The sequence below is a fragment of the Bradyrhizobium lablabi genome (genome assembly GCF_900141755.1).
Lineage (GTDB): Bacteria > Pseudomonadota > Alphaproteobacteria > Rhizobiales > Xanthobacteraceae > Bradyrhizobium > Bradyrhizobium lablabi_A.
Genome location: NZ_LT670844.1, coordinates 1,833,553 through 1,853,830, shown reverse-complemented (window position 1 = coordinate 1,853,830; position 20,278 = coordinate 1,833,553). Strand labels below are relative to the sequence as shown.

The following is a 20,278-nucleotide window of genomic DNA, read 5'->3' as shown; positions in this document are numbered from 1 at the left end:
CGCCTATTGCATCATCAGGCTGTTGCCGCCGCCTTGCAGCGCCAGGGTCGAGTTGTACGGCGAGTCGCCACGGTGCGGCTCGAGCACGACGACGATGGTGCCGAGTTTCACCCGGTTATAGAGATCGATCACGTCCTCGTTGGTCATCCGGATGCAGCCGGAAGAGATCGACGCGCCGATATATTCCGGCTGGTTGGTGCCGTGGATCCGGAACAGCGTGTCCTTGCCGCCCGAATAGAGATAGAGCGCGCGCGAACCCATCGGATTGTCCGGTCCCGGCGCCACGAAGGTCGGCACGCCGAGCCGCTCGATCTCACCCTTGGTCGGATGCCAGGGCGGCCACTCGGTCATGCTGCCGACCTTGGCGATGCCGGACCACGCCATGGCTTCCTCGCCGACGGTAATGCCGTAGCGGATCGCCTTGCCCTCGTTGAGCACGTAATAGAGGTAGTGATTGTCGGAATCGACCACGATCGAGCCGGGCGCTTCCTTGCGGTGATATTCGACGATGGCGCGGCGGAACGGCTCGGCGATGGGAACATTGGTGTAGCGGATCTTGGCCAATAGTTCCTTGTCACGCGGCTTGAAATTTGTGGTGTTGGTCGCCTCATAGGTCGTGGCCTGCATGCAGCCCGACAACATCAGGCCGGCGGCCAGAATTCCCAGTTTCACCTTAAGCGACGACATTGTGCACTTCCAATCGAAAGCCCCGCGCCCGCGCGCCCACCCTGCGCCTCAAACGCCACGATTCCATTAATCGCATTATCGCCAAAATAGCCCATAATTCCAGACTTTAGATGCTTGTCCCGCGTTGCGGGAGGCTGGCTGCGTCTTTTCTGCCACAAGTTTTGCGATTTTCGGCTCATTTTTGGGCAGGGTGGCCAACGGCGCCGAATCACCGCCATGCTGACGCCACCCGGCCGCCACAAAGGTGGATGGGCGGTTAATGCGCGCCGTTATCAGGTGCTTGCCAGATTGGCGCAAAGTCTTGTTGGCTGACCCCACCTGCCCAGTCGGGAGACCTCGATGCTGTCGGCGTTCGCCCCTTCCGAAACCTCGCTGAAGAAAGTTACCGGGGCCGATCTCGCCGCGCTGCCGGAGACCGTGGTCTGGATCGACCTCGTCAAGCCGACCGCGGCGGAGGACAGAGCGGTGGAGCGGCTGGCCGGGATCGCGGTGCCGACCCGGGAGGACATGCAGGAGATCGAGATTTCGAGCCGGCTCTATATCGAGAATGGCGCGCGCTACATGACGGCGACGCTGATGTGCGCGGCCGACACCGAGAACCCGCGCACCACGGCGGTGACCTTCATCCTCGCCAGCCATCGGCTGGTGACCGTGCGCTATGACGAGCCAAAACCGTTCGTGCTGGTGGAGAACAAGCTGGCGCGCTCGTGTCCGCCCGGCATCACCGGCGAAATGGTGCTGATGGAACTGCTGGATGCGGTGATCGACCGCAACGCCGACATCCTGGAGCGCGCCGGCAGCGACATGGACACGATAAGCCACGATATTTTCGAGCCCGAGGGTAAGGCGCGCACCGGCCACGCCAAGCGCTATTCGGATATCCTGATCGCGATCGGCCGCAAAGGCGATCTCACCTCGAAAGTGCGCGAGAGCCTGGTCTCGATCGGGCGGGTGGTGACGTTCGTCGCGGCCGCGGTCGACGGCGTCAAATGGTCCAAGGACATGCGCGAGCAGCTGAAAACCATGCAGCGCGACGTGATCTCGCTGACCGACCACGCCTCCTTTCTCTCCAACAAGATTACCTTCGCGCTCGACGCGATGCTCGGCGTCGTCAATCTCGAGCAGAACAACATCATCAAGCTGTTCTCGGTAATGGCGGTGGTGCTGATGCCGCCGACCCTGATCGCCTCGATCTACGGCATGAATTTTAAAGGCATGCCGGAACTCGATTGGCCGCACGGCTATCCCATCGCGGTGGTGGCGATGCTGCTCGCAGCAGCGGGGCCTTACATGTATTTCAAATGGAAGAAGTGGTTGTAAACCATTTGCGCTTGCAGAGTTCCGCGATCACAAAGAGACAAGATTTCTGCCTCAATTCCTCTGCTAAAATTTGAGCATTGCGCTGAACGTTTGGGCGAAATCTTTCTGCCATAACGCTGTCACAAGCCGCGAGGACAGCAATGGTTGAGAAACAGATAACTTCACCTGAGAACGTGATCGACTTCTCGCGCTACCAAATCGTCCGCAACGGTACCGGCAAAGCGCCTGCGATCTCGGCGCGGGTCTGCCGGCATTGCGGCGCGACGCTGTCGGAAGGCGAGAACGAAGACGAGTGCTCCAGCACCTTCAACACCGAGGTACCGCGCGTGCGCGGGCCGCGTATGTTTTTTGCGGAGTGAATGGCGAGTGCCGCATCCTCTAACCTCATCCTGAGGAGCTTGCGCAGCAAGCGTCTCGAAGGACGGAGGCGAGGTGTGCATTCGCGGCCATCCTTCGAGACGCGCGCAAAAGCGCGCTCCTCAGGACGAGGTCGGAGTTTGTTCGCAAACTCTCAGGATGGCCCAGCCCTACACGTGTTGCCCGCCGTTGATGTGGATCTCGGCGCCGTTGACGTAGCAACTGGTTTCGGTACACAGCACTTTATCGCTTCACTACCTGCGCCGTCGCCACCACGACCTCGGTGAGGGAGCCTTCGCGGCTCAGGGGAAGCAGACGCTGCTCAACGTCGCGCAGCATCGCGTCCGCCTTGTCTCCGAGCACGTCGGGCGAGGACGACGAGAACGTCAACACGCGGCGCCCCAAGTCGCGTGCGCTGATCTCGTGGCCGGTCTCGACCTTGATTAAATCCGCGACGTGAAACCGCGTGCCGCGAAAAAAGACCGCAAGGTCGCGATGGGTTCGCTCGCCGCTGCCTGACTCCGACCACAGGCTGGCCTCCGACCAGAAGCGCCGCGCCTCGTTGTATTCGCCGAGCCACGGGTTGCGTCCATCCGCAGCGGAGTGGGACGAACAGACGAGGATCGTACCGTCGGGCGCAACGAGCCGCTCGAACAACCCAAGCGTGGCATCGCGATCCATCCAATGCAGGGCCCTCCCGATCGTCACGACATCGAAGCTTCCGATGTCTGGTGGAAGGTCTTCAGCCTCGCTTTCGATCAAGGTGAGGGACCGTGACGCGCGCGCGGCCGCCTCTCTTGCGGCGGCGATCATCACCGGTTCCGGATCGACGCCGACGATGCGGCCGACATAGGGGGCAAAGCCGAGCGCCAGCAGCCCCGGCCCGGTCCCAAGGTCGATGAGGGCGTGCTGCTTTCCAAGCGAGAGGTCTTGCGCCACCGTGCGAAAGAATTCAGCCGGATAAAGGCGGCCGCAATTCCTCATACAGCGCAACCGTGGTGGCGAAGCGTCCCATCGTGAGGCCAGCATCCCATTTATCTGTTTCGTCGCTTGCGCTACTCGCAAGTGACGGCGGTGCGTGGTTCGGCGCGTATTACACGTGCTGGCCGCCGTTGATGTGGATCTCGGCGCCGTTGACGTAGGAACTCGTCTCCGTGCACAGCACGTAGATGATTTTTGCGACCTCGTCCGGCGTGCCCAGGCGATGCAGCGGGATCTGCTGCTCGACGATCTTCTCGGTGCCGGGCGACAGGATCGAGGTGTCGATCTCGCCCGGCGCGATCGAATTGACGCGGACGCCGATGCGGCCGAAATCCGACGCCATCTCCCGAGTGAGCGACGCCAGCGCCGCCTTCGAGGTCGCGTAGGCGGCCCCCGCAAAGGGATGCACGCGGGAACCCGCGATCGAGGTGACGTTGACGACCGAACCCTTCGTCGCCTTCAGTTCCTCGATCAGCCCGCGCGCCATCATGATCGGCGCGAAGAAGTTGACGCGGAACACATGGCTCCAGGTCTCGATGTCGGTATCGATCGAGCCAAGCCTTTTGCCGCCTTCAGCCTTGGGCGAAATCGCGGCATTGTTGACGAGCGCGTGCAACGCGCCGCCTTCCAGCCGCCCGCGGATTTCAGCGATCGCCCGCGTGGTGTCGGCGTGATCGGCGAGATCGACCTGGATGTGATCCTCAGGCCCGGCATCCCACGGGCAGTTTTCCGGGAAGGGATGCCGCGAGCAGGTGATGACGCGCCAGCCGGCTGAGGAAAATCGGATCACGGTGGCGTGCCCGATGCCGCGGCTGGCCCCGGTTAGAAGCAGCGTACGCCGCGGCGTGTTGGCGGAATTCGGCATAAACGGCTCTCTTTTTCTCCGTCATGCCCGGCCTTGTGCCGGGCATCCACGTCTTACTTAGTCATCGCAGAAGAAAGACGTGGATGGCCGGGACATTAGTACAAAGACGCGCTTCGCGCTTTGGCCCGGCCATGACGCCTTACTCTAGGGATAAAGCCGCGTCTTGGACCATGGTTGACCCGGAGCGGTGCGGCGGAATTCGATGCGGTCGTGCAGGCGGAACGGGCGGTCGTGCCAGAACTCGAATTGGGAAGGCGCGACCCGCCAGCCGCTCCAGCCCGGCGGGCGCGGCACCTCGCCGACGATGTGTTTGGCCGCGACCTTCGCAATGGCCTGCTCAAAGGCAAACCGGCTCTCCAGCGGTTGCGACTGCTTGCTGGCCCAGGCGCCGATCTGCGCCTGTTTTGGGCGCGTGGCAAAATAGGCGTCGGCTTCGGCTTCACTCACCGGCGACACCTTGCCGCGGATGCGGACCTGCCGGCGCAGCGACTTCCAGTGAAACAGTAAAGCCGCCTTAGGATTTGTGGCGAGCTCGCGGCCTTTTTGACTGGCGATGTGACTGTAGAAGACAAAACCGTCGGAATCATAGCCCTTCATCAGCACCATCCGCACATCGGGCGTGCCGCTCTCGTCGACGGTCGCCAGCGACATCGCGTTGGGATCGCTGGGCTCGGCCTTCGCGGCCTCAGTAAACCACTCCCCGAACAGCGCAAACGGCTCCTCCGCGGCGGTGAAATCACCGGATGTTAAGGGTGTTGGGTGTTTGATGGAGGTCGTGTCGGCCATGTCAGGAGTTCCGAGTTGCGTCCGCCCGCGGTCCATTGCGCGCCAGTGCCCCTATATAGGTTCGTCCTATATAAGACATGGGGACGCGTTGGCCTATCGGCGATCCGCCCGGTGGGTGCCGTGGTGACATTGATTCTAATCGGCCTCGGCGCCGGCGGCTGCAGCCTGTCCCGGGGCGACGGCGCCTTCGCCAGGATGGACGACAACGAGGTTACCGGGTCGATCGGGACAAGCGACCCGGCGCCGACCGACGGCGACCTTGCCTTTGCCCGCAACGCCGCCTCCGACGTCCTGACCAAGGGCGATAAGGATTCCAGCCAGCCCTGGGAAAATCCCGAGACCGGCGCACGCGGCTCGGTCACGCCGCTGGCGCAAGCCTATTCCTCGGAGGGGCGGACCTGCCGGGATTTTCTGGCAAGTTATGTCAACGGCCGCTCGGAAAGCTGGCTGCAGGGTGCCGCCTGCCGGACCGAGCATGGAAGGTGGGAAATTCATTCGCTAAAGCCATGGCGACGGGGTTGAGCCGACCGCGGGAACCCCGTTGCAAAAATGCCACGAACACACCAAATGAAACATTGGTGGGCGGGCAGCCCAACGTTTAACATCTGATTTCCCGAAGGAGACCTGACGTATGCGCGACCCCTATGAGGTCTTGGGGGTGCCGCGGGGCGCCAGCGCTGCGGCGATCAAGAGCGCCTATCGCAAGCTTGCCAAGAAGCATCACCCCGACGCCAACAAGAACGATCCGAAATCGGCTGCGCGCTTTGCCGAGCTGAACTCGGCCAACGAGATCATCGGCGACGAGGACAAGCGCAAGCAGTTCGATCGCGGCGAGATCGACGCCGAGGGCAAGCCGCGGTTCCAAGGCTTTTCTGGTAGCGGTTTCCCCGGCGGCGATCCGCGCGGGCGTGCCGGCGCGGGCGGCTTCGAGACCCACACCTTCCGCTCTGGCGGCAATTTCGGCGGCGGTAATTTCGAGGACATTCTCAACAGCATGTTCGGCGGCGCCGCGGCGCGCGGCGCGCGGCCGGGTGGCGGTACGACGTTCGAATTCGATCCGGGCGGCATTGCGCTCGACCTCGATGTTAACGTCACCATGAGTGTGTCGCTGGAGGAGGCGGTCAAGGGCGGCGAAAAGCGCGTCCGGCTGCCGAACGGCAAGGAACTCAACGTCAAGATTCCAGCAGGTGTTGCAGCCGGCCAGCAGATCCGGCTGAAGGGGCAGGGCGAGAGCGGACCCGGCCACCGCACCGGCGACCTTCTGATCACCGTCAACATCGCGCCGCATCCTTTCTTCAAGGTCGACGGCAGCGATTTGCGTATCGATCTGCCGATCACGCTCTATGAAGCCGTGCTCGGCGGCAAAGTTCGCGTGCCGACGCTGACGGGCGCGGTGGAACTGTCGATCCCGAAGAACACCTCCAGCGGCCGCACATTTCGGCTGAAAGGCAAGGGATTACCGAAGTCAGGCGGCGCCGGCGACCTGTTCGTCACCACCCGCATCATGCTGCCCGACGGGAACGATGCCGAACTGGAGACGTTGATGCAGAAGTGGCGCGACGGACATCCCTATAATCCGCGCAGCGATCTCGGCTGATCGATTTTTCGAGCGATCTGACCGGATCAGCTTGAGCCACACGAAAAAGGTGCGGCCTCGAAAGGGGGACCAGCGCGGTACAAAACCCCAATCGAGGCCGCTTCGCGTCGATCGGCGGATCGAACGCACCTCATTTTCGCGTGATCACCTGGTGCGATATTGAGACGCGTCCATGTCTTGATTCCAGATTTTCAATGTCGGAATTGGGACAAGAACCGCCATTTGAAACTTACCCCCTTCTAGCGCTCGTTTCCGGATGGAGCCGCGCCACCTACGCGCCACAATTGTTGTCGCCCGGGCGACCCAGTATTCGAGAGACGCCAGTGATCAATCGAGAAGCCGCGGCGTACTGGATCACCCGCTTTCGCGGGTGATGACGCCGAGTTACCCGCCGCTCTTCTCGGTCTGGTCGTAGACCGACCGGACGACCTATGACCTATGAGCTACAATTGTCATCGCCCGGCTTGACCGGGCGACCCAGTATTCCAGAGACGCCAGTGATCAATCGAGAAGCCGCGGCGTACTGGATCAGCCGGTCAAGCCGGGTGATGACAGCGAATATCGGACTTCGCTACGGGCTACGAGTTCCCGCTTAGCCCCCCGTTTTTCTCGGTCTGGTCGTAGACTAGCCGCGCGACCTACACAGCAGTCATCGCCCGGCATAGCCGTCCGAAGGACGGCGTCGCTTCCGCTCGCCTATGACCGGGCGACCCAATATTCGAGCGACGCTAGTGATCAATCGAGAAGCCGCGGCGTACTGGATCACCCGCTTTCGCGGGTGATGACGGCGAGTTTATCCCCCATTCTTCTCGGTCTGGTCGTAGACCAGCCGCGCGACCTGGTTGAGGCGGTCCTTGTCGATCGGGCCGCTCAGGACATAGCCAACGCCGTCCTCGGACCAGTACATCGCGCCGGAATTTTCTTCTGCCGTATAGCGCATCTGCGCGCTCTCGGGTTTCGCGCGCGAGGTGTAGAGCGTGTAGCGCTCGCCGGAGGCGCTCTCATACATCAAGAACGATGCCGGCCCGGTCGGCCCCGGCAACAACCGCCCGCCGACCAGCTTCAACCCGGTCGCGTCCAGTTGCGGGGCGCGGACGTCCCAGCCGCAGCGCTTGGTCAGCCATTGCTCCAGATGGTCGCGCTCGCTTCCCGGCACTTCGACCGGGTGACGCACTTCCACCACATAGAGCCGATGCGCATCCAGCGCGTCCGACGCCAGAGCCTGGAACGCCGAGGACGACGCGGCCGCGCCACGCGCCAGCCAGCCGGCGCTGCCGCCGGCGATGAACGCCACCAGCGCCGCCGCTATCGCGCCATAGATCCATCGGCGCGGCCGCCGCACCAGCCGCTCGATCTCGAGCCGTTTCGGCACCGGCTCGTCGGCGACGGCGCCGTAACGCGCATGCAGCGCGTCTGCCATCGCCCGCCACGATCCCACCCGCTCGGCATCGTCGGGATGCGCCGCAAGCCAGGCCTCGACATTGCCGCGGCGCTCCGCCGGCAATTCGTTGTCGACGTAGGCGTGCAGCTCGTCTTCGGTGACGGCAATCTCTGGGTCGGTCATGGTCGTTGTCTCTGTCTCATCGAAATCGAAAATTGCTTGCCGGCCGCTTGCAAAAACCCTCCCCACCAAGAGGACGGATTATAAGACCGCCGCGAATTGAGCCCGCGTCGCGCATGGATACGCGCAACGCACAGCAACATAGCGCGCACATCAATAACGCTCACATAAATAACGCTGGTATGCATAATACTTGACGTCATCTTACCTGGCCTCATTTCACCCGCCGCAGCGCCGGCCGTTCGCCCTCGAGCGATGCCTTCACATGGGCCCGCGCACGCGCAAGGCGCGACATCACGGTGCCGATCGGCACCCCCTGGATGTCGGCGACCTCGCGGTAACTCAATCCCTCCAGCATCACCAGGAGCAATACCGCGCGCTGCTCCTCCACCAGCGTCGAAAGCGCTCGCGCGATGTCGCGCCCCTCCGCCTCGGTCCCGCTGGCGTCGGGGTTGTTGTCGAGCAGCGGCATGAATTGCGGCCGCCGCGCCAGCGATCGCCGCCGGTTCTTGTTGAGGTTGGTCAGGATGGTATAGAGCCAGCTCCTGACGTCGCCGCCGAGAAACAGCCGTTCCGAACGCAGCGCCCGCACCAGCGTATCCTGCACCAGATCGTCGGCGATGTCGGCATCACGCGCCAGCGCCCGTGCATACCGGCGCAGCGCCGGTATCATGGCTTCAACACTCTCGCGAAAGGCGGTCATCGAGGCTCGATCTCGGCTTTGTCCGGTCGGCGTCAAAACTCGCCAACGCCTTGCCCAACATAACACCGAAATGGTGGGGCTATTCCGGCTGTTCGGGGTTGTTAAGCGGACAGCGCTAACCGGGGCGGATTTGGGCTGTACCGGCCGAAGGCGCTAGTGTACCCCGAGAGGTGAGCAAGGTCGATTGGAAACCCAAGATGGCGCAAAATTCAGGTCTGATGCAGGGCAAGCGCGGCGTGATCCTCGGCGTCGCCAACAACCGCTCGATCGCCTGGGGCATTGCGAAGGCCTGCCATGCGGCGGGCGCCGAGATCGCGCTGACCTGGCAGGGTGACGCGCTCAAGAAACGCGTCGAGCCGCTCGCCAAGGAGCTCAACGGTCTCCTGCTCGGGCATTGCGACGTCACCGATCCCGCAACCATCGATGCCGTCTTCGACGTGCTGAAGGAGAAATGGGGCAGAATAGATTTCGTCGTGCACGCGATCGCGTTTTCCGACAAGGACCAGCTCGACGGCCGCTATCTTGAAACGACTGCCGATAATTTTTCAAAGACCATGTTGATCAGCTGCTACTCGCTGACCGCGATCGCGCAGCGCGCCGAAAGGCTTTTGACCGATGGCGGCTCGATCCTGACGCTGACTTATTACGGCGCCGAGAAGTGGATGCCGCATTACAACGTGATGGGCGTGGCAAAAGCGGCGCTGGAGGCAAGCGTGCGCTATCTCGCCGCCGACCTCGGAGAGAAGAACATCCGCGTCAACGCGATTTCGGCGGGTCCGATCAAGACGCTGGCCGCGTCCGGCATCGGCGACTTCCGCTATATCCTGAAGTGGAATGAATATAACGCGCCGATGCGCCGCACGGTGACAACAGAGGAAGTCGGCGACAGCGCGCTGTATCTGCTCTCCGACCTGTCGCGCGCCGTCACCGGCGAGGTGCATCACGTCGATTCCGGCTATCACGTCGTCGGCATGAAGCGGCCGGACGCGCCGGATATTTCGCTGGTGAAGGATTGATTGACTCCGTCATGGCCGGGCTTGTCCCGGCCATCCACGTCTTTTTTCAGCACCAACCAAAGAAAGACGTGGATGCCCGGCACAAGGCCGGGCATGACGGACAGGAAACGCGACACTGGCATGCCGACGATTTACTACATTCGCCACGGCGAGACCCAGTGGAACGCCGAAGGCCGGCTGCAGGGCGCGCAGGACATTCCGCTCAACGATCTCGGCCACACGCAGGCGGCCCACGCCGGCCTCATCCTCGCTGATTTGTTTGTGCGCGACGGGCGCAGCGCGACGTCGCTCCCGTTCGTCGCCAGCCCGCTCGGCCGCGCCCGCGCGACCATGGAATTGGTGCGCGGCGCGCTAAAACTGGCGCCCGGCGACTACGCGATCGACGACCGCTTGCGCGAGATCGGCTACGGCGAGTGGGAAGGCTCGACCTTGGTCCAGATGCAGGCGGCCGATCCCGCGCTCTTTGCCAGGCGCCAGGTGGCAAAATGGACGATGGCGCCGCCGGGCGGCGAGAGCTATGTCGAGGTGCAGACGAGGGTGAGTGACTGGTACCATCAGCTGACCGGCGACACGGTCGCGGTCGCCCATGGCGGCACCGCGCGGGCGCTGATGGTGGCGCTGGGCTTCGAGACGCCGGAGAGCGCCGCCGATCTGGCGATCGAGCAGGGCGCGGTCTATGTGTTCAGCGACGGCGGGCTCTCGAAGTATAGTTAAGGGCGGAACGCGCCACCTCTCCACCGTCATGCCCACCCTCCGCCGTCATGCCCGGGCATAGCCGTCCGAAGGACGGCGTCGCTTCCGCTCGCCTATGCCCGGGCATCCACGTCTTAACGGTCTGGCGGCAAGGAAGACGTGGATGGCCGGCACAAGCCCGGCCATGACGACAGAGAAGGGCATTTGACACCCTTGAACAATGCGCTACGACACGTGGTTATGTTGACAATCCGCATTAATGCGGATTGTCAACATAGGCGACCAGGCGCAACGCAATGTCCTTCAACACTTTCGGCCATATGTTCCGGGTCACGACCTTCGGCGAGAGCCACGGGGTTGCGATCGGCTGCGTGGTCGATGGCTGCCCGCCGCTGCTGCCGCTGACGACTGAGGACATCCAGCACGATCTCGATCGCCGCCGCCCCGGCCAGTCGCGTTTTACGACCCAGCGCCAGGAGGCCGATGCCGTCAAAATCCTGTCCGGCGTGATGGCGCATCCGGAGACCGGCGTGCAGGTCACGACCGGCACGCCGATTGCGCTCCTGATCGAGAACACCGACCAGCGCTCGAAGGATTATTCCGACATCAAGGACAAGTTTCGCCCGGGCCATGCCGACTTCACCTATGAGGCAAAATACGGCCTGCGCGACTACCGCGGCGGCGGGCGCTCCTCCGCGCGCGAGACCGCGACGCGGGTCGCCGCCGGCGCGATCGCGCGGAAAATCCTGCCCGGCGTCACCGTGCGCGGCGCGCTGGTGCAGATGGGCCCGCACAAGATCGACCGCGACAAATGGGATTTTGACGAGATCGCGCGCAATCCGTTCTTCTGCCCCGACAAGGACAAGGCCGCGTTCTTCGAGGATTATCTCGACGGTATCCGTAAAAAAGGTTCCTCGATCGGTGCGGTGATCGAGGTGATCGCCGAAGGCGTGCCGGCCGGCCTCGGCGCGCCGATCTACGCAAAGCTCGATGCTGACCTGGCCGCGGCGCTGATGAGCATCAACGCCGTCAAAGGCGTCGAGATCGGCTCGGGCTTTGGCGCCGCTGAATTATCCGGCGAGGAAAACGCCGACGAAATGCGCATGGGCAATCAGGGCGTCAGCTTTTTGTCCAATCACGCCGGCGGCATCTTGGGCGGCATTTCGACCGGCCAGCCGGTGGTAGCGCGGTTTGCGGTGAAGCCAACGTCGTCAATTTTATCGCCGCGCCGCACCGTCGATCGCAAGGGCGCCGACACCGACATCATGACAAAAGGCCGCCACGACCCCTGCGTCGGCATCCGCGCGGTGCCGGTTGGCGAAGCCATGATGGCCTGTGTGCTGGCGGATCATTTTCTGCGCCATCGCGGGCAGGTGGGCAGTCCGTAGGATGGGTTAGCGAAGCGTAACCCGCCGTTAGCGCCGCCGAGATGACGGATTACGCCTTCGCCTCAACCCGCCCAGCGGGCATTATATCGTCTTGGGGTCGTCTAGCATCAAGGGAGAGTAGGGTGATTGCCGTTCCAATCCTGGTAATTGCAACTGCTGTCGCCATTCTCTGGTCAGCCTTCAAATACCAAACAACTTATGTCGCGCTCATCGATTCGTTACCTCCACAATTCCAGGATGGGGTGAGTTCGAAATTTGCATTCCCTGAGTATGTGCTTCGTTCTTCAACGCCTTTAGTGCTGCAGGCGGAATATGTGAAGTCTCAGATAGGTTTTTGCTCCGCCACGCTCGGCGTCTCGCTGCTTTGCTTCATCTTCGAAAAAATTGTCATTGGTTTGATCGTGCTGGCCATGTTTTTTTGGTTCACCGCTTTGACGATTAAATCTTGGAAGAAGTACCAGGCAAACTGCAATCGGCGAACGGCCGCTGACGATAAGGAACAGCAAGCGTAGCCCGGATGAGCAAAGCGACATCCGGGTTGTTCTCGCTTCCCGCGGTACCCGCATTTCGCTACGCTCATGCGGGCTACTCGCTAACGCCCGATAAATTCGATCACTGCTTCATCGCGTTCGATCGCAGCGATAATTGCCGGCAAGGCGCGCAACACCAGCTCGATCAGCTTTCGATTGCTCGTATTGCCAACTCTGACCCACAGGATCGCTGGGCCATCGTTCGTTGCAGCCCGGCGAAGGGCAAAGTCGCGATCCTTGGTGACGAGAACCGCCGAGCGGGAAATGGCTTCATCCCAAATCTGCTCGTCGGTAGCTGCCTGCAACCCGAGATCGATGACGTGAACCGCCTCACAGCCGGCCTGGCGCAACGCCTCTGCCAGCAAGGGCGGAAGCTGCGCGTCGACCAGAAAGAGCAAAACCTATTCCGCCGCGATGATGGGATGGTCCGCCTGACGGGCAGCAAAGGCCAGAACCGCATCGATGTCCGCGTCTTCGAGATAAGGATACTCCTGAAGAATCGTCTCTCGCGATTGGCCGGCCGACATCAAGCCAAGAATGTCCGCCACCGTAACGCGCAAGCCGCGAATACATGGACGGCCGTGCATGCGATCGGCGTCGATCGTTATTCTTTTCAAGAGATCTGACATTGGCAACACCATCCTCTCACAATAGCACCGTTGGCGACTTTTGTCAGCAAGTAGCCCGGATGGAGCGAAGCGAAATCCGGGGCCAGTGCCACGTTCGTTCCCGGATTTCGCTGCGCTCCATCCGGGCTGCGTAACACTGCCCGCGCGACCGACATGCGCGCGCAGGCTAAATTGTTGAGACGGATCAACGTGATTTGCCCTGTCCAGTCCTCCTTGCAAAAATATTCCCGTTCCCTCCTGACCCAAATCACCTCTATATCCACCGCCGTCTCGTCCCACTCGAGGGGCGCTTCGCGGTCGTCACGAACGCGGGACGGGATGCGGTGGACGCGGCAGCGCTATTGACGAACAGCGCTTAAGCGGACGGCGAAGTCGTGTGGTCCTGACACCCCGACGCTGGTGTCAAGTCGGTGGAAGCAATTCCGCTGATGACGGTGGCAAAAGAGCCCGGTCACCGGGGAGAGCACGAAATAAGCCGTAAAACCACTGCGTGCGGGAATGCCGGGATGTTCCGGTGGACTCGTGGTGACTAACGCGCGTGTTTACTACACTACACGCGCGGCTGCGGGTGCATCGGCACCCGGCATTCCCCACGCCCTCAAGGGGCGGAACGTTTTGGCAAAGCTCGGGCGCATCGCGCCGCGAGATCGCGGAGTCTTATCTTGCCGTCATTGCGAGGCGCGCAGCGACGAAGCAATCCAGCTTCTGCCTCGGCACACCAAAAGCCGGATTGCTTCGCGGAGCATGTCATCGGGGCGCGCGTTCGCGCGACCCGTTGGCTCGCAATGACGGTCTGTAAGATGTCCGCGGATCATCCAAACTCATACTCCCCCCTCTCAAACCGCGACGTCATCTTCCAATATTCCACCAGCCGCATTTGTGTTAGCTTGACGTTCCCCGAACTTACGCAGCAAATAGGGTCATGAACGCGCAAGAGCTCAAGCAAATCAGCGACTGGCTGATCGACGGCGCGAGGTCTGCGGCGAGCCCGCCGCAGATGGTGGCGGAATTCTGCGAAAGCCTGGTGGGGGCGGGCCTGCCGCTATGGCGGGTCGGCCTCTTCGTCCGGACGCTGCATCCCGATCTTCTCGGCATCAATTTCATCTGGCGGCCGGGTGCTGAAGTGGTCGCCGGGAGTGCCGATCACAGTTTTGCAGACTCGCCAGAATTCAAAAATAGCCCGCTGGCAATCGTGTTCGGCGAGGCGCGCGAGGTCAGGTATCGCCTCGACGATCCCGAGACAAAACGCTTCCCGTTTTTTGACGACATGCGTGCCGAAGGGGTCACCGACTATATCGCGCTGCCGCTTTTGACGACCGCAGGCTACACTCACGCATCGAGCTGGTCCACCAAGCACGGAAACGGATTTAGCGACGAACAATTGAACGCGCTGCGATCGCTGATGCCGCCGCTGACACGGCTCGTCGAGATCACCAATCTGCGGCGCACCGCCGCGCTCCTGCTCGATACCTATGTCGGCAACCGCGCCGGCGAGCGGATTCTGGCCGGGCAAATTCGCCGCGGCCATGCCGATACGATGGAGGCTGCGATCTGGCTGTCGGATCTGCGCGGCTTTACCGCGTTGTCGGACCGCCTGCCGTCTGAGACCGTGGTGGATATTCTCAATCAATATTTTGACTGTCAGGTGCACTCGATCCGAACGCATGGCGGCGAAGTCCTGAAATTCATGGGCGATGGGCTGCTGGCCGTGTTTCCGGTCACGCAAAGGGACGGCAGCGTGCAACAGGTTTGCTCGCGTGCGCTGGAAGCCGCGCGCGAATCCCGCGCCAGTGTCGACGCTATGCATTATCAGGTCGGGGAAGCGCTGGAGCATTTTCGCTTCGGGGTCGCGCTGCACGTCGGAAAAGTCCTGTACGGCAATATCGGCGGCGGCAACCGGCTCGACTTCACCTGCATCGGCCCCGCCGTCAATCTCGCCGCGCGGCTGGAAAAAATCGCCGGCCGCCTGCATCGCACCATCGTTGCGTCGGAAGGTTTTGCCGGCATCTGCGCCGGCGGCTGGAGCGATCTCGGCGAATTTCCGATCGCGGGATTTTCGAAAGCCGAGCGGGTTTATGGGTTGGCGGACGAAGTGCCGGCGAGCTGAGACGAGCATGCTGTGGCCTCGTGGTTCGAGACGCGCGGCGTTGCCGCGCTCCTCACCATGAGGGTCTCAGACCTCATCCTGAGGAGGCGCGAAGCGCCGTCTCGAAGGATGAAGCCAAAATGCCCCAACGGCCGCCGCTCACTTCCTTGGGCACTCGCGATAACCAAACTTGTGGATCATGTCGCGGCCGGAGATGGCGTGGAATTCCAGCGTGTCCATGTAATGGTGCGCGGTGACGTAGTCGCGCAGGCTGGCATTATAGGCGTCCAGCATGTGGGTCGTCAGCGACGCCGAGGCGTTTTGACTGCGGTCGTGCGCGGCATGAAACAACAGCGTGGCGCCGCGGCCGATGCAGACGTTCCGGATGCCGAGGAACAGCGTGCAGGACGACTGGCAGTGGCCTTCGATGCGAAACAATTCGCCGGATTGATTGTACTGGCTGACGACCGGATCGAAGCGCGCGTATCTGCCGCCCATTTCGTACCCGGCGGTGGTGCCGGCCATCGCCTGCGCCGAGAACACCAGCAACATCGCGGCGATCGCGGTTCGCATGGTGCGTTATTCTTCGGGCTCGGTGGTGAACAATAGCGGATAACCCTTGGCGCGGCCGGCGTCGGTGGCGCGGGTTGCCTTGGTCTCGGCGACGTCCTTGGTGAAGACCGCGACCACGCAGACGCCACGCTGGTGCGCGGTTATCATGACCTTGTGGGCCTGGTCCTCGGTCATGCGGAATTCCGCCTTCAGCACCGTGACCACGAATTCGCGGGGCGTGTAGTCGTCATTGACCAGGATGACCTTGTGCAGGCGCGGCCGCTCGGTCTTGGTCTTGACCTTTGTCTTTGGCTTGGTGACGGCGTCGATCATCGAACAAGAATACAATTTCCCGGCCCGCCGCGGAACCGGCTGTTTTGCGATGGCTTCATTGCAGCGGCGGCACCGTGCGCAGATAGGCGATGATATCGGCGAGATCAGCGTCCTTCAGGCCGGCGTAAAAAGCATAGGCCATCGGCGGTTTGAGCGGCCGTCCGTCGCGCGCAATGCCATGGGTGATGGCGCGGGCGATCTCGGCATCGCTCCAGGCGCCGATGCCGGCGGCGGGATCGGCGGTGATGTTGGCGGCGACACTCGGCGGCGTTCCCTCCGGCGACCCTTCGCGGGCCGGAAAAACCCGGCCGCCACGGCCGAGCCCGTTTTTGAAATCCGAGACGCCGCGCGACCATGCCGAGTGGCACTCCATGCAATGGCCGATGGTCACGAGATAGGCACCGCGCCTGACCGGATCGCCGAGCATCGCCTTATCGAAACCCGCTTCGGCGTCGGGATAGGCATCGCGGTGCACCGGAAGCTTGTAGACCGGCTCCTGCACCTCGTTCCGGACCGGTTTTATGCTGCGAAGATAGGCGATGATGGCGTCGAGATCGTCCGGCAACAGCGCGCGATAGAAATTGGCCGGCATGATCGCCGCCAGCGGCACGCCGGCGAGGCGGCCGTGATCGGGCCGCAGGCCCTCGACCAGCGCGCGCTTGATCTCGGCATCGCTCCAGCCTCCGATCCCGGTCTCGACATCCGGGGTGATGTTCGGCGCGGTCGCGACAAAGGCCGGCGTCGTGAATTTGAGTCCGCCGGAAAGCGCCTTGTCGCTAATCGTCCGGCCCTCGGCGTCGCGCGGGGAGTGGCAATTGCCGCAGGCCATGATGGTATTGACGAGATAGAAGCCGCGCTCGGCCGCCGTTTCAGCCCTTGCGCCGGACAACGCCGCCAGCAGCAACGCGCCCGTGATGCCGATCCGAAACATGATGCCCCCATCGTTTACGGGGCGCTGTATCGCATGCCACGCCGATGCCGCAAAGCCCGCTGGCTTTTGCTACCCTCGAAGCGGCAGCCTTGGTGAAATTGTGGCAGCCGGCTAACTTGCAGCCGGCTAACTTGCAGCCAGCTAACTTGAATGTGTAGGGCCCGATCGATCTTCCCGCTTTTCGAACTCCACTTTGCGTGTCACCATCGCGTCATACGACGGGAGGGCCGCTGATGCGCTGGTGTGTCTCGATCGGGGCAGTGCTTGTCGCTTGCGCGATGGCCGGTGGCGACGTCGCGGGCATTGCCGCGCCGAGCCCCCGTAATCAGCTCGCGCAAACGAAGGACGACAAAACCGCCGTCGATGTCGAATTGATCCTCGCCGTCGATGTCTCCTATTCGATGGACATGGATGAACTCGCGATCCAGCGCGAAGGCTACGCCCAGGCGATCGTCTCCAAGGAATTTCTGCAGGCGCTGAAAAGCCTCCCCAATGGCAAGATCGCCATCACCTATTTCGAATGGGCGGCAACCAACGACCAGAAGATCATCATCCCCTGGCGCATGATCGATGGCCCGGAGACCGCAGACGCCGTCGCCAACGAGATCATCAAGACCCCGATCCGCCGCGCCTCGCGCACCTCGATCTCGGGCGCGATCAATTTCGCGATGCCGCTGTTCGACGAGAACCCCTTTCACGGGCCGCGGCACGTCATCGATATTTCCGGCGACGGGCCGAACAATAACGGCGTACCCGTCACCCCCGTGCGGGATGCTGCACTGGCCAAGGGCATCGTCATCAACGGCCTGCCGATCATGGTGAAGGAGCCGTCTTATTCGACCATGGATATCGACAATCTCGACTGGTACTACGAGGACTGCGTGATCGGCGGCCCGGGCTCGTTCGTGATCGCGATCAAGGATCGCGACAAGTTCAAGGAGGCGATCCGCGCCAAACTGCTGCTCGAAGTCGCCGGCCGCACGCCCGAACGCCGCGTCGTCCCGGTCGCCGAGAAGGAGCCCCGCGTCTCCTGCATGATCGGCGAGAAAATCTGGCAGGACCGCTGGGGGCGGTAGCAAGCTTCTCCCTCGCCCCGCTCTTGCGGTGCTCTTGCGGGGAGAGGGTCGGGGTGAGGGGCTCTATCCGCGAAACGAATGCCAATTGAAAGATCGGTACCCCCTCACCCGGATCGCATCTGTCGATGCGATCCGACCTCTCCCCGCAAGCGGGGCGAGGTAAGCCGAGCCGCTCTTACCGCACAAACCGCGCCACCAATTCGACATGCGGCGTGTGGCGGAACTGGTCGACCGGGGTGACGCCTTCGATCCTGTAGCCGCCATCAACGAGTATCCGCGCGTCGCGCGCGAAGGTCGCGACGTTGCAGGATACCGCGACGACCACGGGCACCTTGCTGGCGGCGAGCCGCTCGGCTTGCACCTGCGCGCCCTGCCGCGGCGGATCGAACACGACCGCATCGAAGTCGCGCAATTCCTGCGGCATCAGCGGCCGCCGGAACAGGTCGCGGGCCTCGGCCTTGACCGGCTTCAGGCCGGACGTCGATGCCGCCGCCTTCTCCAGCGCCGCGACCGCGCCGGCATCGCTGTCGAACGCCGAAATCCGCGATTTCTGCGCCAACCTCAGCGCAAACGGCCCGACCCCGCAAAAGAGATCGGCGATGTGTTTGGCGCGCTGACAATGTTCGCTCACCAGCGCCGCTAGCGCTTCCTCGCCGGCGGCGGTGGCCTGCAGGAACGAGCCCGGCGGCAGAATGACCCGCGCGGCGCCAATCGTGACCACCGGCGGCGTCCGCATCAGCACCAGCTCGCCGTGCCGCGTCAGGCGCGCCAGGCGGTGTTGCTCGGCTAGGCGCGACAGCGTTGCGATCATCTTGGCCTGCAGCGGTCCGGAGCCGCGGACGTCGACATCGAGGCCGTTATCCGCCGCCGTGATCTGGATATCGAGCGGCTTGCCGATCGATATCAAGGGCTCGGCGAGTGCCCACGCCGCTTCGAGCGCGCCGCTCAGGCCGGGGGCGAGAATAGGGCAGCGATCGACCGGAATAATATCGTGCGAATTAGCCGCGGCAAAACCCACTTTCAGCACGTCATGCGTGCCGATCCTGGCGTGCAAGGTGATGCGCCGGCGGCCGAGGCCATGGGCATCGATCAGCGGCGCCACCTCGCAATCGAGTTTTGTCTGTGCCAGCGTCTCGACCACGATGTCGCGTTTCCAGGCGCGATAGCGCTCCATCTCCCAATGCTGGATCGCGCAGCCGCCGCAGACCGAAAAATGCGGGCAGAACGGCGCGATCCGCTCAGAGCTTGCGCGCTCGACCGCGAGCAGGCGGCGGCGATCGGGATGATGGCCCGGTACGGGCTCAACCTCGACGGTTTCGCCGCCGAGCGTGTACGGCACATAGACGTTCTGTCCGTCGTCGAGCGCGACACCATCACCGAGGTGACCGACATGATCGATGACGAGCCGCTCAACCACGGCGCGCGCCGAGGAAGAATTCGATATTGCCGTCGCCGCCCGTGATCGATGACGGAAACACCTGGATATCGGTGCAGCCCAGCGAAGCCGCAAAACCCGCGATATCGTCGCAGATTTCCTGATGCACCATCGCGTTGCGAATGATGCCGCGCTTGGCATGTTTTCGCGATGCCTCGAACTGCGGTTTGATCAGTGCCAGCAAATGCATGGGTGCCGCGGCAAGAGACAGCGCCACCGGCAGCACGGCTTTCAGCGAGATGAAACTGACGTCGATGACGACGATATCCGGCCGCGCCGGCAGCCGCTTGCCCTCGAAACTGCGGATGTCGGTCTCCTCCATCGAAACCACCTTGGGATGGCCGCGCAGTGATGGATGCAACTGCTCGCGCCCGACATCGATCGAAAACACGAGGCTCGCGCCATTCGCAAGCAGCACTTCCGTGAAACCGCCGGTCGAAGCGCCGACGTCGAGACAGACGTGCCCCTCGATGTCTACAGGATATTGTTCCAGCGCGCCCGCGAGCTTGACGCCGCCGCGCGAGACGAAGGGATGCGCGGGCTGCGCCTGCAGCACGGCATCCGCAGCGACGCTCTCGGATGGTTTTTTCACTTGTCTGTCGTTGGCGGTGACGAGGCCGGCTTCGATCGCTGCCTGGGCTCGGGCGCGGCTTTCGAACAGGCCGCGCTCGACCAGCAAATTGTCGATGCGCTTGCGGGGAGGAGACATGTTTGGGCTCGCCGTTTGCGCGGGCTAGCGCATGATCCGGAAA

At 62.7% G+C, this 20,278-nt stretch carries 23 protein-coding genes; 10 read left to right on the top strand and 13 right to left on the bottom strand.

Annotation, left to right across the window (positions count from 1 at the left end; all coding sequences use genetic code 11):
• Positions 1 to 3 precede the first annotated feature (3 nt).
• Positions 4 to 687: a L,D-transpeptidase gene (locus tag B5526_RS08700; RefSeq protein WP_079537836.1), complete on the bottom strand. Its 684-nt coding sequence runs from the start codon at positions 685 to 687 to the stop codon at positions 4 to 6.
• Between the two features lie 339 nt (positions 688 to 1,026).
• On the opposite strand from B5526_RS08700, the gene B5526_RS08695 reads away from it, so the two are divergent.
• On the top strand, positions 1,027 to 2,007 hold the full coding sequence (locus B5526_RS08695) for a magnesium transporter CorA family protein (RefSeq protein ID WP_079537835.1): 981 nt from the start codon (positions 1,027 to 1,029) through the stop codon (positions 2,005 to 2,007).
• A 140-nt stretch (positions 2,008 to 2,147) separates the two neighbouring features.
• The gene (locus B5526_RS08690) at positions 2,148 to 2,366 is read left to right on the top strand and encodes a hypothetical protein (RefSeq protein WP_079537834.1); all 219 of its coding nucleotides are present in this window, start codon (positions 2,148 to 2,150) and stop codon (positions 2,364 to 2,366) included.
• Between the two features lie 241 nt (positions 2,367 to 2,607).
• Here the strand turns inward: B5526_RS08690 and B5526_RS08685 are convergent, their stop codons facing one another.
• The 3 genes from B5526_RS08685 to pdxH all read right to left on the bottom strand — a co-directional run bounded on the left by B5526_RS08685 (position 2,608) and on the right by pdxH (position 4,996).
• Positions 2,608 to 3,348: a class I SAM-dependent methyltransferase gene (locus B5526_RS08685; RefSeq protein ID WP_433994621.1), complete on the bottom strand. Its 741-nt coding sequence runs from the start codon at positions 3,346 to 3,348 to the stop codon at positions 2,608 to 2,610.
• 109 nt (positions 3,349 to 3,457) lie between these two features.
• Complete coding sequence (locus B5526_RS08680) at positions 3,458 to 4,210, bottom strand: SDR family NAD(P)-dependent oxidoreductase (protein WP_079537833.1); 753 nt, start codon at positions 4,208 to 4,210, stop codon at positions 3,458 to 3,460.
• Between the two features lie 144 nt (positions 4,211 to 4,354).
• Positions 4,355 to 4,996: a pyridoxamine 5'-phosphate oxidase gene (gene pdxH / locus B5526_RS08675; RefSeq protein WP_079537832.1), complete on the bottom strand. Its 642-nt coding sequence runs from the start codon at positions 4,994 to 4,996 to the stop codon at positions 4,355 to 4,357.
• A gap of 123 nt (positions 4,997 to 5,119) precedes the next feature.
• Here pdxH and B5526_RS08670 point away from each other — a divergent pair, with 123 nt between their 5' ends.
• Complete coding sequence (locus tag B5526_RS08670) at positions 5,120 to 5,518, top strand: RT0821/Lpp0805 family surface protein (RefSeq protein ID WP_079544809.1); 399 nt, start codon at positions 5,120 to 5,122, stop codon at positions 5,516 to 5,518.
• A 109-nt stretch (positions 5,519 to 5,627) separates the two neighbouring features.
• Positions 5,628 to 6,593 (top strand): DnaJ C-terminal domain-containing protein, encoded by a 966-nt coding sequence (locus B5526_RS08665; RefSeq protein ID WP_079537831.1) that lies wholly within the window; start codon positions 5,628 to 5,630, stop codon positions 6,591 to 6,593.
• A gap of 793 nt (positions 6,594 to 7,386) precedes the next feature.
• On the opposite strand, the gene B5526_RS08660 is transcribed toward B5526_RS08665, so the two are convergent.
• Positions 7,387 to 8,157 (bottom strand): anti-sigma factor family protein, encoded by a 771-nt coding sequence (locus tag B5526_RS08660; protein WP_079537830.1) that lies wholly within the window; start codon positions 8,155 to 8,157, stop codon positions 7,387 to 7,389.
• A 211-nt stretch (positions 8,158 to 8,368) separates the two neighbouring features.
• A complete protein-coding gene (locus B5526_RS08655) occupies positions 8,369 to 8,857 on the bottom strand; it encodes an RNA polymerase sigma factor (RefSeq protein WP_079537829.1) in 489 nt (162 codons plus the stop codon).
• Between the two features lie 197 nt (positions 8,858 to 9,054).
• On the opposite strand from B5526_RS08655, the gene fabI reads away from it, so the two are divergent.
• The 4 genes from fabI (at position 9,055) to B5526_RS37495 (ending at position 12,466) form a co-directional block, all read left to right on the top strand.
• Positions 9,055 to 9,873 (top strand): enoyl-ACP reductase FabI, encoded by an 819-nt coding sequence (gene fabI / locus B5526_RS08650; RefSeq protein ID WP_079537828.1) that lies wholly within the window; start codon positions 9,055 to 9,057, stop codon positions 9,871 to 9,873.
• 93 nt (positions 9,874 to 9,966) lie between these two features.
• A complete protein-coding gene (locus tag B5526_RS08640; protein ID WP_244562230.1) occupies positions 9,967 to 10,587 on the top strand; it encodes a histidine phosphatase family protein in 621 nt (206 codons plus the stop codon).
• Positions 10,588 to 10,862: 275 nt separating this feature from the next.
• A complete protein-coding gene (aroC, locus tag B5526_RS08635; protein ID WP_079537825.1) occupies positions 10,863 to 11,954 on the top strand; it encodes a chorismate synthase in 1,092 nt (363 codons plus the stop codon).
• Positions 11,955 to 12,076: 122 nt separating this feature from the next.
• Positions 12,077 to 12,466, top strand: a complete 390-nt coding sequence (locus tag B5526_RS37495) for a hypothetical protein (RefSeq protein ID WP_154071209.1) — start codon at positions 12,077 to 12,079, stop codon at positions 12,464 to 12,466.
• 80 nt (positions 12,467 to 12,546) lie between these two features.
• Here B5526_RS37495 and B5526_RS08625 read toward each other — a convergent pair whose 3' ends face one another.
• Both B5526_RS08625 and B5526_RS08620 read right to left on the bottom strand, forming a co-directional pair.
• Positions 12,547 to 12,882 carry a DUF5615 family PIN-like protein gene (locus B5526_RS08625; RefSeq protein ID WP_172842006.1) on the bottom strand — a complete coding sequence of 112 codons (336 nt, stop codon included), beginning with the start codon at positions 12,880 to 12,882 and terminating at the stop codon, positions 12,547 to 12,549.
• Between the two features lie 3 nt (positions 12,883 to 12,885).
• Positions 12,886 to 13,113, bottom strand: a complete 228-nt coding sequence (locus B5526_RS08620) for a DUF433 domain-containing protein (RefSeq protein WP_079544807.1) — start codon at positions 13,111 to 13,113, stop codon at positions 12,886 to 12,888.
• Positions 13,114 to 14,035: 922 nt separating this feature from the next.
• Here B5526_RS08620 and B5526_RS08615 point away from each other — a divergent pair.
• Positions 14,036 to 15,220 carry an adenylate/guanylate cyclase domain-containing protein gene (locus B5526_RS08615; RefSeq protein WP_079537823.1) on the top strand — a complete coding sequence of 395 codons (1,185 nt, stop codon included), beginning with the start codon at positions 14,036 to 14,038 and terminating at the stop codon, positions 15,218 to 15,220.
• 138 nt (positions 15,221 to 15,358) lie between these two features.
• On the opposite strand, the gene B5526_RS08610 is transcribed toward B5526_RS08615, so the two are convergent.
• From B5526_RS08610 to B5526_RS08600, 3 genes are read right to left on the bottom strand one after another with little or no spacing between them, the layout of a single operon-like run.
• A complete protein-coding gene (locus B5526_RS08610) occupies positions 15,359 to 15,772 on the bottom strand; it encodes a hypothetical protein (RefSeq protein WP_079537822.1) in 414 nt (137 codons plus the stop codon).
• 6 nt (positions 15,773 to 15,778) lie between these two features.
• Complete coding sequence (gene clpS / locus B5526_RS08605; protein WP_079537821.1) at positions 15,779 to 16,084, bottom strand: ATP-dependent Clp protease adapter ClpS; 306 nt, start codon at positions 16,082 to 16,084, stop codon at positions 15,779 to 15,781.
• A 55-nt stretch (positions 16,085 to 16,139) separates the two neighbouring features.
• Entirely contained in the window at positions 16,140 to 17,015 is an 876-nt protein-coding gene (locus B5526_RS08600; RefSeq protein ID WP_079537820.1) for a c-type cytochrome, read from the bottom strand.
• 233 nt (positions 17,016 to 17,248) lie between these two features.
• On the opposite strand from B5526_RS08600, the gene B5526_RS08595 reads away from it, so the two are divergent.
• Positions 17,249 to 18,091, top strand: a complete 843-nt coding sequence (locus B5526_RS08595; RefSeq protein WP_079537819.1) for a DUF1194 domain-containing protein — start codon at positions 17,249 to 17,251, stop codon at positions 18,089 to 18,091.
• Positions 18,092 to 18,266: 175 nt separating this feature from the next.
• On the opposite strand, the gene B5526_RS08590 is transcribed toward B5526_RS08595, so the two are convergent.
• The gene (locus B5526_RS08590) at positions 18,267 to 19,508 is read right to left on the bottom strand and encodes a class I SAM-dependent RNA methyltransferase (protein ID WP_079537818.1); all 1,242 of its coding nucleotides are present in this window, start codon (positions 19,506 to 19,508) and stop codon (positions 18,267 to 18,269) included.
• Complete coding sequence (locus B5526_RS08585; protein WP_079537817.1) at positions 19,501 to 20,235, bottom strand: TlyA family RNA methyltransferase; 735 nt, start codon at positions 20,233 to 20,235, stop codon at positions 19,501 to 19,503. The genes B5526_RS08590 and B5526_RS08585 overlap by 8 nt, the downstream gene beginning before the upstream one ends.
• Between the last annotated feature and the right edge of the window lie 43 nt (positions 20,236 to 20,278).

What these genes read in the sequence shown, in the direction of transcription:
- B5526_RS08700 (WP_079537836.1), bottom strand. Translation starts at nt 687, where the DNA reads ATGTCGTCGCTTAAGGTGAAACTGGGAATTCTGGCCGCCGGCCTGATG.
- pdxH (WP_079537832.1), bottom strand. Translation starts at nt 4,996, where the DNA reads ATGGCCGACACGACCTCCATCAAACACCCAACACCCTTAACATCCGGT.
- B5526_RS08610 (WP_079537822.1), bottom strand. Translation starts at nt 15,772, where the DNA reads ATGCGAACCGCGATCGCCGCGATGTTGCTGGTGTTCTCGGCGCAGGCG.
- clpS (WP_079537821.1), bottom strand. Translation starts at nt 16,084, where the DNA reads ATGATCGACGCCGTCACCAAGCCAAAGACAAAGGTCAAGACCAAGACC.
- B5526_RS08665 (WP_079537831.1), top strand. Translation starts at nt 5,628, where the DNA reads ATGCGCGACCCCTATGAGGTCTTGGGGGTGCCGCGGGGCGCCAGCGCT.
- B5526_RS08695 (WP_079537835.1), top strand. Translation starts at nt 1,027, where the DNA reads ATGCTGTCGGCGTTCGCCCCTTCCGAAACCTCGCTGAAGAAAGTTACC.
- B5526_RS08585 (WP_079537817.1), bottom strand. Translation starts at nt 20,235, where the DNA reads ATGTCTCCTCCCCGCAAGCGCATCGACAATTTGCTGGTCGAGCGCGGC.
- B5526_RS08615 (WP_079537823.1), top strand. Translation starts at nt 14,036, where the DNA reads ATGAACGCGCAAGAGCTCAAGCAAATCAGCGACTGGCTGATCGACGGC.
- B5526_RS08600 (WP_079537820.1), bottom strand. Translation starts at nt 17,015, where the DNA reads ATGTTTCGGATCGGCATCACGGGCGCGTTGCTGCTGGCGGCGTTGTCC.
- B5526_RS08685 (WP_433994621.1), bottom strand. Translation starts at nt 3,348, where the DNA reads ATGAGGAATTGCGGCCGCCTTTATCCGGCTGAATTCTTTCGCACGGTG.
- B5526_RS08660 (WP_079537830.1), bottom strand. Translation starts at nt 8,157, where the DNA reads ATGACCGACCCAGAGATTGCCGTCACCGAAGACGAGCTGCACGCCTAC.
- fabI (WP_079537828.1), top strand. Translation starts at nt 9,055, where the DNA reads ATGGCGCAAAATTCAGGTCTGATGCAGGGCAAGCGCGGCGTGATCCTC.
- B5526_RS08595 (WP_079537819.1), top strand. Translation starts at nt 17,249, where the DNA reads ATGCGCTGGTGTGTCTCGATCGGGGCAGTGCTTGTCGCTTGCGCGATG.
- B5526_RS08680 (WP_079537833.1), bottom strand. Translation starts at nt 4,210, where the DNA reads ATGCCGAATTCCGCCAACACGCCGCGGCGTACGCTGCTTCTAACCGGG.
- B5526_RS08655 (WP_079537829.1), bottom strand. Translation starts at nt 8,857, where the DNA reads ATGACCGCCTTTCGCGAGAGTGTTGAAGCCATGATACCGGCGCTGCGC.
- B5526_RS08690 (WP_079537834.1), top strand. Translation starts at nt 2,148, where the DNA reads ATGGTTGAGAAACAGATAACTTCACCTGAGAACGTGATCGACTTCTCG.
- aroC (WP_079537825.1), top strand. Translation starts at nt 10,863, where the DNA reads ATGTCCTTCAACACTTTCGGCCATATGTTCCGGGTCACGACCTTCGGC.
- B5526_RS08640 (WP_244562230.1), top strand. Translation starts at nt 9,967, where the DNA reads ATGACGGACAGGAAACGCGACACTGGCATGCCGACGATTTACTACATT.
- B5526_RS08620 (WP_079544807.1), bottom strand. Translation starts at nt 13,113, where the DNA reads ATGTCAGATCTCTTGAAAAGAATAACGATCGACGCCGATCGCATGCAC.